General features: G+C 72.4%; 10 protein-coding genes. 8 read left to right on the top strand and 2 right to left on the bottom strand.

Features of this window, described 5'->3' with window-relative positions; all coding sequences use genetic code 11:
• Positions 1–42: 42 nt before the first annotated feature.
• The 6 genes from KDL01_RS35950 to KDL01_RS35925 all read left to right on the top strand — a co-directional run bounded on the left by KDL01_RS35950 (position 43) and on the right by KDL01_RS35925 (position 4,969).
• Positions 43–1,896 (top strand): phosphatidylglycerol lysyltransferase domain-containing protein, encoded by a 1,854-nt coding sequence (locus tag KDL01_RS35950; RefSeq protein WP_212533171.1) that lies wholly within the window; start codon positions 43–45, stop codon positions 1,894–1,896.
• 17 nt (positions 1,897–1,913) lie between these two features.
• A complete protein-coding gene (gene folP / locus KDL01_RS35945) occupies positions 1,914–2,828 on the top strand; it encodes a dihydropteroate synthase (protein ID WP_212533170.1) in 915 nt (304 codons plus the stop codon).
• Positions 2,825–3,301: a nuclear transport factor 2 family protein gene (locus KDL01_RS35940; RefSeq protein WP_212533169.1), complete on the top strand. Its 477-nt coding sequence runs from the start codon at positions 2,825–2,827 to the stop codon at positions 3,299–3,301. Before folP ends, KDL01_RS35940 begins: the two co-directional genes overlap by 4 nt.
• A gap of 138 nt (positions 3,302–3,439) precedes the next feature.
• Positions 3,440–3,811 carry a dihydroneopterin aldolase gene (gene folB / locus KDL01_RS35935; RefSeq protein WP_368861719.1) on the top strand — a complete coding sequence of 124 codons (372 nt, stop codon included), beginning with the start codon at positions 3,440–3,442 and terminating at the stop codon, positions 3,809–3,811.
• Positions 3,808–4,353 carry a 2-amino-4-hydroxy-6-hydroxymethyldihydropteridine diphosphokinase gene (folK, locus tag KDL01_RS35930; protein ID WP_212533167.1) on the top strand — a complete coding sequence of 182 codons (546 nt, stop codon included), beginning with the start codon at positions 3,808–3,810 and terminating at the stop codon, positions 4,351–4,353. The genes folB and folK overlap by 4 nt, the downstream gene beginning before the upstream one ends.
• A gap of 70 nt (positions 4,354–4,423) precedes the next feature.
• On the top strand, positions 4,424–4,969 hold the full coding sequence (locus KDL01_RS35925; RefSeq protein WP_212533166.1) for a DUF3180 domain-containing protein: 546 nt from the start codon (positions 4,424–4,426) through the stop codon (positions 4,967–4,969).
• Between the two features lie 54 nt (positions 4,970–5,023).
• On the opposite strand, the gene KDL01_RS35920 is transcribed toward KDL01_RS35925, so the two are convergent.
• Positions 5,024–6,166, bottom strand: a complete 1,143-nt coding sequence (locus KDL01_RS35920) for an NADH-quinone oxidoreductase subunit D (RefSeq protein ID WP_438802011.1) — start codon at positions 6,164–6,166, stop codon at positions 5,024–5,026.
• Between the two features lie 18 nt (positions 6,167–6,184).
• Entirely contained in the window at positions 6,185–7,171 is a 987-nt protein-coding gene (locus KDL01_RS35915; RefSeq protein WP_212533173.1) for an SAM-dependent methyltransferase, read from the bottom strand.
• 118 nt (positions 7,172–7,289) lie between these two features.
• Between KDL01_RS35915 and KDL01_RS45665 the strand changes: the two genes are divergently transcribed.
• On the top strand, positions 7,290–8,522 hold the full coding sequence (locus tag KDL01_RS45665; protein WP_212533164.1) for a sensor histidine kinase: 1,233 nt from the start codon (positions 7,290–7,292) through the stop codon (positions 8,520–8,522).
• Positions 8,519–8,947 (top strand): response regulator (locus tag KDL01_RS35905; RefSeq protein WP_307846755.1); only part of this gene is annotated, 429 nt, incomplete at its 3' end. The genes KDL01_RS45665 and KDL01_RS35905, both read left to right, overlap by 4 nt.

Genomic DNA, 8,947 nt, shown 5'->3' with positions numbered 1-8,947 from the left:
GCCCAGGGGAGCTCGGGCGCGGGCAGCAGGGGGACTTCAGGCATGCAACGTATCGTCGGCACGTCGTCTGACGACGACTCCGAGCAGTTGGCCACGGTGCGACGGGTGGCTCAGCCGCTCGTGCACCAGTTCACCGCGCCGCGGCGCAGGCCGTGGATTCCGCGCGCGGCCGGGTTGGCGTGCTATCTCATCGGGCTGCTCGACATCGTCTACGCGCTCTTCCCGTCCGTGCGCAACGCCACCCCCATAAAGCCTCTGCATCAGTACGGGCGGCTGGTCCCCGGGCTGGAGATCAACCCCTCGCTGGTGGCCGGAAGCATGATCACCGGCGTGCTCATGCTGCTGCTCGCGCACGGGCTGCGCCGCCGCAAGCACCGGGCCTGGATGGGCACGGTCGGGCTGCTGTGCCTGTCCATCGCCGGGCACTTCTACGCGCTGGCCGGGCACTACGTCCCGCGCGGCACCGGGAACGGCGAGGTGCTGCCGATCATCGTGCTGGTGCTGCTGATCGTCTACCGGCGCGAGTTCTACGCCCTGAGCGACCCGCGTTCGCGCTGGCGGGCCATCTGGACCTTCTGCTGCCTGATCATCATCGACCTCGGACTCGGCCTGCTGCTCGTCTCGGTGCGCCCGCGCGAGATCGTGGCCGGCGGCGGGGTGCTCGACCGGATCCAGCAGGTGCTGCTCGGGCTGATCGGCGTGAGCGGGCCGATGCACTTCCGGGTGGACCGCTACGGCGACTACGTCTACTTCTCCCTGGTGGGCCTGAGCCTGGTGACGCTGCTGGTCACCCTCTACCTCTTCCTGCGCCCCGCCCTGCCCGAGGCGCTGCTGACGCCGGCTCAGGAGACGCGCGTGCGCGAGCTGCTGGCCAAGCACGGGCGCCGCGACTCGCTGGGCTACTTCGCGCTGCGCCGGGACAAGGCGGTGCTCTTCTCCGCCAGCGGCAAGGCCTGCATCGCCTACCGCGTGGTCGCCGGGGTCATGCTGGCCAGCGGCGACCCGGTGGGCGACCCGGAGGCCTGGCCCGGCGCCATCAAGGAGTTCTGCGAACGCGCCGACAAGTACGCCTGGATCCCGGCGGTGATGGGCTGCAGCGAGTTGGGCGGCGAGATCTGGTGCCGCGAGGCCGGGATGGACGCGCTCGAACTCGGGGACGAGGCGGTGGTGGAGGTCGCCGACTTCACCCTCGAGGGCCGGGCCATGCGCAACGTGCGGCAGATGGTCAACAAGATCGAGCGCAAGGGCTACGTCTGCGAGACCCGGCGGCTGCGCGACATCCCCGAGTCCGAGGTGGTCGCGATCCGGCGGCTGGCCAACGACGGGCGCTCCACCGAGACCGAGCGCGGCTTCTCCATGGCCCTCGGGCGCTTCGGCGACGCGGCCGACGGGGACTGCGTGGTCGTCACCGCCCGGCACGAGGGCGAGATCAGGGCCGTGCTCAACTTCGTGCCCTGGGGTGCCGAAGGGCTCTCGCTCGACCTGATGCGCCGTGACCGCACCGCCGACCCGGGCCTGAACGAGCTGATGATCGTCGCGGCGCTGCGCGAGGCCGACCGGCTCGCGGTGACCCGGATCTCGCTGAACTTCGCCGTCTTCCGCTCCGCCCTCGAACGCGGCGAGCGGATCGGCGCCGGGCCGGTGCTGCGGCGCTGGCGTGCCCTGCTGGTGTTCCTGTCCCGGTGGTTCCAGATCGAGTCGCTCTACCGGTTCAACGTGAAGTTCCGGCCGATCTGGGAGCCGCGCTTCGTGGCCTTCCGCCAGACCAGGGACCTGCCCAGGATCGCCCTGGCCGCGCTCGAGGCCGAGGCCTTCCTGGTGCTGCCCTCGATGCTCCAGCGCGGGCACCGGCGCGCCGCCGCCGAAGAGATTCCCACGACGAGTCCGACGACGTAGACGAACGACGGGACCGCATGACGAACCCCCAGGTCTCAGGTCTGCCCGAGTACGGCCGCTGCGCCGTGTTCGGCATCCTGAACATCACACCGGACTCCTTCTCGGACGGCGGAGCGAACTTCGCCGCCGAGGACGCGATCGCCCGCGGGCTCGACGCGGTGGCCCGCGGCGTGGACGTGCTCGACGTGGGGGGTGAGTCGACACGGCCGGGGGCGGCGCGGGTGAGCGTGGCCGAGGAGCTGCGCCGGGTGCTGCCGGTGGTCGAGGCCCTGGCCGAGGCCGGGGCCGTGGTCTCTGTGGACACCATGCGGGCGCAGGTGGCCCGGCGCTGCGCCGAGGCCGGGGCCCGGATCGTCAACGACGTCAGTGGCGGCCTGGCCGACCCGGAGATGTTCCCTACGGTCGCGGATCTCGGATTGCCGTACATCCTCATGCACTGGCGTGGGCACAGTGTGGACATGAACGCGCGCGCCGTCTATGAAGACGTGATCGAACAGGTGCGGACGGAACTCGCCGAGCGGCTCGAGGCGGCCGTCGCGGCCGGGATCGCGCCGGAGCGGGTGGTACTCGACCCGGGGCTCGGCTTCGCCAAGAACGCCGAGCACGACTGGGCCCTGCTGCGCGGCCAGGAGTACCTGACCCGCGCGCTGGGTCGGCCGCTGCTGATCGGCCACTCCCGCAAGCGCTTCCTCGGCGCGCTGCTGCCCGGCCCGGACGGCACGCCCCGGCCACCGGGCGAACGCGACGCCGCCACGGTGGCGGTGGCCGCGGTCGCGGCCTCCCGCGGCGCCTGGGCGGTCCGGGTGCACGCGGGTCCCGCGGCGGCGGACGCGGTCCGGGCGGTGGCGGCGATGAGCCCGGTCGAGCCGACGGAGCCGACGGCGGCGGCCGCCGGGCCCGCGGGTCACGGTGACGGGGAGGACGCGCGGTGATCGAGCCGGACGAGCTGCCCCCGCCCACTCCCGCGGTGGCCGCCGTGCTCAAGGCCAACGAGCGCTTCTACCAGGCCATCGAGACCGCGGATCTGGACCTGATGCGGGAGGTCTGGGTCACCCCCGAGGTCGGCGAGGTGGCCGCGCACTGCGTGCACCCGGGCCAGGCCGCGGTGCACGGCGTCGGCAAGATCCTGCGCTCCTGGGCGCTGGTGCTCTCCCGGATGAGCTACCTGCAGTTCTTCCTCACCGACGTGCGCGTGGTGCTGATGGAGCCGGTGGCGGTGGTCACCTGCGTGGAGAACATCCTGTCCAACCTGCCCGGGGACGAGGCCGGGCAGGCGGGCTTCGCCGGCAGCCACTACGAGGCGGTCAACGTCTACCGCCGGGAGGACGCGGGCGGCTGGCGGCTGCTGGCGCACAGCTCCGCCCCGGTCTTCCCGTCCCCGACCGAGGGTGCGGACGAAGAGTGATCCGGCGGGCACTCGGACGGCGCGGTCCGCGCACCGGATGGGTGCCGGAGGTGATCAGCCGCGCGGGGATTGGGTAGGTTCATGGGGCGGGAGTGCAAGCCAGGCAAGCCGGGAGTCTCAACAGCCATGCAGGTGGGAATCGATCGCATCACGCTCAGCGGCCTGCGCGGCCGGGGCCTTCACGGCGTCTACCCGCGCGAACGCGTCGAGGGGCAGACCTTCGTGGTGGACGCGGCGCTCGAGCTCGACACCCGCGCGGCGGCGCGCGGCGACGACCTGGCCCGCACGGCCGACTACGGCGCGGTGGCGGAGAAGCTGGTGGCCGTGATCGAGGGCGAGCCGTGCAACCTGATCGAGACGCTCGCCGCCCGTCTCGCCGAGATCTGCCTGGCCGACCCGGCCGTGCAGGCCGTCGAGATCACCGTGCACAAGCCCGACGCGCCGATCACCGTCCCGTTCGACGACGTGACGGTCTCGATCCGGCGCGAGAAGCCGGGAGGAGCCGCATGACCACGACCCACTCCATCCACCGGGCCGTGCTGGCCTTCGGCAGCAACGTCGGCCAGCGGCTCGAGTCGCTGCAGGCGGCCATGGACGCCCTCACCGACACCCCGGGCGTCGAGCCGCTGTCCATCTCCCCGGTCTACGAGACCAAGCCCTTCGGCGGTCCGGCGGCCTCGGCCGACGCGAAGGACCTGAGCGGCCAGGACGACTATCTCAACGCGGTCGCCGTGATAGGGACCGACCTCACCCCGCAGCAGCTGCTCATCCGCACCCAGGCGATCGAGCAGGCGCTGGACCGGGTCCGCGGCGAACGCTGGGCCCCGCGCACCATTGACGTGGACATCATCGTGTACGACGACCTGCAGCTGCACGACGAGGATTTGATCGTGCCGCACCTGCGCGCGCACGAGCGTCCGTTCGTGCTGCGGCCCTGGCACGACGTGGACCCGGACGCGGTGATCCCCGGCCACGGCCCGATCGCCGAACTGCTCGGCGAACTGTCCGACGACGGTATCGAGGTGCGCCCCGACCTGGAGCTGCAGTGGTAGCGGCGATGGCGCGTCCGGAAGCGGTCGGGGCTGTGCGACGCCCAGGGCGCTTTCCTGACACACTGGCTTCGTGAAACCGACCAGGCCTGCCGTACTCGCCGGCATCACCGCCGCATGCGTGGTGCTGGCGTGGGGGGCGCTGCGGTTGTGGCAGCACTTCGGCAGCCCGCCGCCGGTCCCGCTCTCGGCCCCGATCACCCTCGCCGTGCTCGCCGCGGCCGTCCTCGGGGTCGCGCTCGGCCTGCGGGCCCGGCTGCACGCCTACCGGGAAGCCCGGCTGCGGGCCATGCGCGGCGAGTCGCGGGTGGACAAGCACGGCCGCCAGCCCAAGCCGATCGATCCGCTGCAGGCCGCCCGCGCGCTGGTGCTGGGCAAGGCGGCCGGACTGGTCGGGGCGATCTTCGGCGGGATGTACGGCGGCTACGGGCTGACCCTGGTCAACCACCTGGACATCTCCACCTACAGCGCCGAGGCGCTGCGCTGCCTTTTCGCCTTCCTGGCCGGGGTCGCGCTGATGGGCGCGGCGCTGTTCCTCGAGCGGATCCTGCGGGTCCCGCCGGAGCAGCCGAGCCCGCCGTCCACCGGCGACAACAAGCTGGCCACGCCGCGGGCCTAGGGCTGCGCGCCCCTGCCGGCCCGCCGCGTCGCCGACCCGCGGCCCGCCGCGCCGCTACTTGTCGATGTCCCCGACCACGAAGAACATCGAGCCCAGGATCGCCACCATGTCGGCCACCAGGTAGCCCGGCAGCAGTTCCTCGAGCACCTGGATGTTGTTGAACGAGGCCGAGCGCAGCTTGAGCCGCCACGGGGTCTTGTCCCCGCGCGAGACCAGGTAGTAGCCGTTGATGCCGAGCGGGTTCTCGGTCCACGCGTACGTCTCGCCCTCGGGCACCTTGAGCACCTTCGGCAGCCGCAGGTTGATCGGGCCCTGCGGCAGCTTGGCGAGCCGGTCGGCGCAGGCCTCGGCCAGGTCGAGCGCGTTGTAGGTCTGCTCGAGCAGGCATTCGAACCGGTCGAAGCAGTCGCCGTTCTTCCGGGTGACCACCTTGAGCACGTCGCCGAGCTCGCCGTAGGCCAGGTACGGGTCGTCCCGGCGCAGGTCGAAGTCCACGCCGGAGGCGCGGGCGATCGGGCCGGAGAGGCCGTAGGTGCCGACCAGCTCCGGCTTGAGCACGCCCACGCCGCGGGTGCGCGCGTGGAAGATCTCGTTGCCGTGGATCAGCCGCTCGACCTGCGACATGCGTCCGCGTACGGCGTCGATCGCGGCCCGGGCCCGGTCCAGCCAGCCGGCCGGCAGGTCCTCCTTGAGGCCGCCGACCCGGTTGAACATGAAGTGCATCCGGCCGCCGGAGATCTCCTCCATCACCTTCTGCAGCTCCTCGCGCTCGCGGAAGGTGTAGAAGATCGGAGTGATCGCACCGAGTTCGAGCGGGTAGGACCCGAGGAACATCAGGTGGTTCAGCGCCCGGTTCAGCTCGGCCAGCATCGTGCGCGCCCACACCGCGCGCACCGGCACCTCCATGCCGAGCATGCGCTCGGCCGCGATCACCACGCCGAGCTCGTTGGCGAAGGCGGAGAGCCAGTCGTGCCGGTTGGCCAGCATGATGATCTGGCGGTAGTCGCGCACCTCGAACAGCTTCTCGGCGCCGCGGTGCATGTAGCCCACGATCGGCTCGGCCCGCACGATCTTCTCGCCGTCCAACACCAGCCGCAGCCGCAGCACCCCGTGGGTGGCCGGATGCTGCGGGCCGATGTTGAGCACCATGTCCTCGGTGGCCAGGCCGGTACCGATCCCGGCGGTGCGCTCGACCAGTCCCTGTTCCATGACCGATCAGTCTTCCAGATCGGTGAGCCTCGGGATATCCACGCCCTGGAGTAGCCAGCTGAACCGGCCGAGGCCGGCCGGGTCGGTCAGCTCCGCGGCCTGCCCGGCCCGCGACAGGGCGCGGACGTAGCCGCGCGGATCGCTGCTGGCCAGGGCCAGTTCCGGGCGCTGCCCGGACACGCCGAGGCGCCGCAGCACGGTCCGCTGGTCCAGCGCTCGGGTCCAGTGCGCGCACTGCGAGGCCGCGGCCGCGCAGGCGTCCAGCGCCACGTGCGCGGTCAGGTCGCACGAGCCGTCGGGTGTGGGCGGGACCTCGCGGCCGCGCGCGTACCCGGTCAGGCTGCCGTAGCGCGGGCGGGCGTCGGCGGTGTGCGCGTAGTCGACCGCGACGGCCAGCCCGGCCGCGAGCGAGCCCACCGCGCCGGCCCAGGCCGCGTCGCGCATCAGCCCGAGCTCGGCCCGGGCGCCCGGCTCCGCGTCGCCCCAGCCCGGCCACCAGCACTCCAGCCAGGCCTGCTGGGACCGGTCCGGCTCGGGGCCGAGCCGCTCGGCGCCGTCCCGGGCCACCTCGACCACGCGCGGGCCGTCCGGGCCGAGCTCGACCACGTCGCAGGGCACGTTGTCGAGCCACTCGTTGGCGATCAGCAGGCCGACCGCGCCCTCGGGCACCCGCGCGCACCACTCGATCCCGGCCGCGAGCCCGTCCGGCCGGTCCGCCAGCTCGACCGCGACCAGCTGCAGCCGCGCGCGCAGGTCCGTGTCCCCGTCCTCGCCGAGCGCGGCCAGGATGCCGGCGAGCAGCTCCCCGCGGCCCGCGCCGAGGTCGATCAAGGAGATTCGGTGTGGATTTCCGAGCGCCGCGTCGACCAGCCGCAGCAGCCGCAGCACCGCGCCGGCGAACAGCGGCGAGGCGTGCACCGAGGTGCGGAAGTGCCCGGCCGGTCCCTCCGGCCTGCGGAAGAATCCCTCCGGCCCGTACAGCGCCCGGTCCATCGCGGCCGACCAGGGCAGGAAACCGCCGTCGGTATGGTCCACTCCTCGTTCCACGGGATGAGACGCTACCGCCTCAAGACGGATGGGCAGGCCGCCCCGCGTTTCGTACCCTCGAAGGGTGACCCGGCTCTACATCTGGCTGCAGCGCCATCCCACCCACGTGGACGGCGCGATGGCGGCCGTGCTCGTCATGCTGGGCCTGATCGCCTTCCCGGTCGTGGTGAAAGCCCACCACGACAATCCGCTGATGGCCCTGCCGGCGGCGGTGATCGGCGCGCCCGTCGTGTGGCGGCGCAAGTACTCCTACGGCGTGTTCTGGTCGATCATGGTGATCGGCGCGCTGCAGGTGTTCAGCCCGCAGCCGATCTGGCCCTCCGACTTCGCCGTGCCGGTCGCGCTCTACGGCCTGGCCGCCTACCGGCCGCGCCGGGACTCGCTGACCGGCCTCGGCGTGTGCATCTTCGGCGTCCTGGTGCTGCTGCCCCGGATGAACGTGGGCATGGGCGACCATGTGCCGTGGGACCTGGCCAGGAAGCTGGTCGTGTGGACCATGATCCTCGGCTTCTTCTGCGCCCCCATGATCATCGCCTGGGTGATGGGCGACTCGATGCAGTACCGCCGGGCGTACTACCTGGACCTGGAGGAGAAGGCCAGGCGGCTCGAGCTCGAACGCGACCAGCAGGCCCAGATCGCCGCGGCCACCGAGCGGGCCAGGATCGCCCGCGAGCTGCACGACGTGGTCGCGCACAACGTCTCGGTCATGGTGGTGCAGGCCGAGGGTGCGGCGTACGCGATGGACACGGCGCCGGAGAACACCCGCAAGGCGCTCGGCGCCATCGCCGAGACCGGCCGCTCGGCCCTGGTGGAGATGCGCCGGCTGCTCGGCGTGCTGCGCACCCAGGACGGCGCGGCCGAGCGGGCCCCGCAGCCGGGCGTGGGGCAGCTCGAGGACCTGCTCGAGCAGGTGCGCTCGAGCGGGCTGCCGGTGGAGCTCACCGTGGACGGGATCCCGGTGGAGCTGCGCCAGGGCGTGGCGCTGGCCGCCTACCGGATCGTCCAGGAGTCGCTCACCAACGCGCGCAAGCACGGCGGCACGGCGGTGAGCGCGTCGGTCGGGATGTATTACGGCGAGCGGGAGCTGCGCCTGGTCGTGCAGGACGACGGCCGCGGCGTCGAGGCGCTGACCGACGGCCAGGGCAGCGGGCTGACCGGCATGCGGGAGCGGGTGGCCATGTTCGGCGGGGCGCTGAGCGCGGGTCCGCTGGAGGTCGGCCGCGGGTTCCGGGTCGAGGCGCGGCTGCCGTACGAATCGGCCGCCGCGGCCCTTCCGTCGGCTAGGGTCGTCGCGTGATTCGGATCGTGCTGGTCGACGACCAGGAGCTGCTGCGCACCGGTTTCCGGATGATCCTGGACGCGCAGCAGGACATGACCGTCGTCGGCGAGGCCGCGGACGGGATGGCCGCGCTCGACCTGCTCGCGCGCTGCCCGGCCGACGTGGTGCTGATGGACGTGCGGATGCCGAAGCTGGACGGGGTGGAGGCCACCCGCAGGCTGCTCGGCGCCAGACTCGAGGGCACGGCGCGGGTGCTCATCCTGACCACGTTCGACCTCGATGAGTACGCCTTCGCCGCGATCAAGGCGGGCGCCTCGGGCTTCCTGCTCAAGGACGTCCCCCCGGCCGAATTGCTGACCGCGATCCGCGCGGTCTACTCCGGCGACGCCGTGGTGGCCCCCTCCACCACCCGCCGCCTGCTCGACCGCTTCGCCCCCATGCTC

Origin of the sequence: Actinospica durhamensis (assembly GCF_018139695.1) — a bacterium.
GTDB lineage: Bacteria > Actinomycetota > Actinomycetes > Streptomycetales > Catenulisporaceae > Actinospica > Actinospica durhamensis.
Note: the sequence above shows the minus strand (reverse complement) of the source record. Positions and strands in the feature narration are given on the sequence as shown.

Excerpts from the sequence above, each read along its gene's own strand:
- KDL01_RS35950 (WP_212533171.1), top strand. The coding sequence starts at position 43 with ATGCAACGTATCGTCGGCACGTCGTCTGACGACGACTCCGAGCAGTTG.
- folP (WP_212533170.1), top strand. The coding sequence starts at position 1,914 with ATGACGAACCCCCAGGTCTCAGGTCTGCCCGAGTACGGCCGCTGCGCC.
- folK (WP_212533167.1), top strand. The coding sequence starts at position 3,808 with ATGACCACGACCCACTCCATCCACCGGGCCGTGCTGGCCTTCGGCAGC.
- KDL01_RS35915 (WP_212533173.1), bottom strand. The coding sequence starts at position 7,171 with ATGGACCGGGCGCTGTACGGGCCGGAGGGATTCTTCCGCAGGCCGGAG.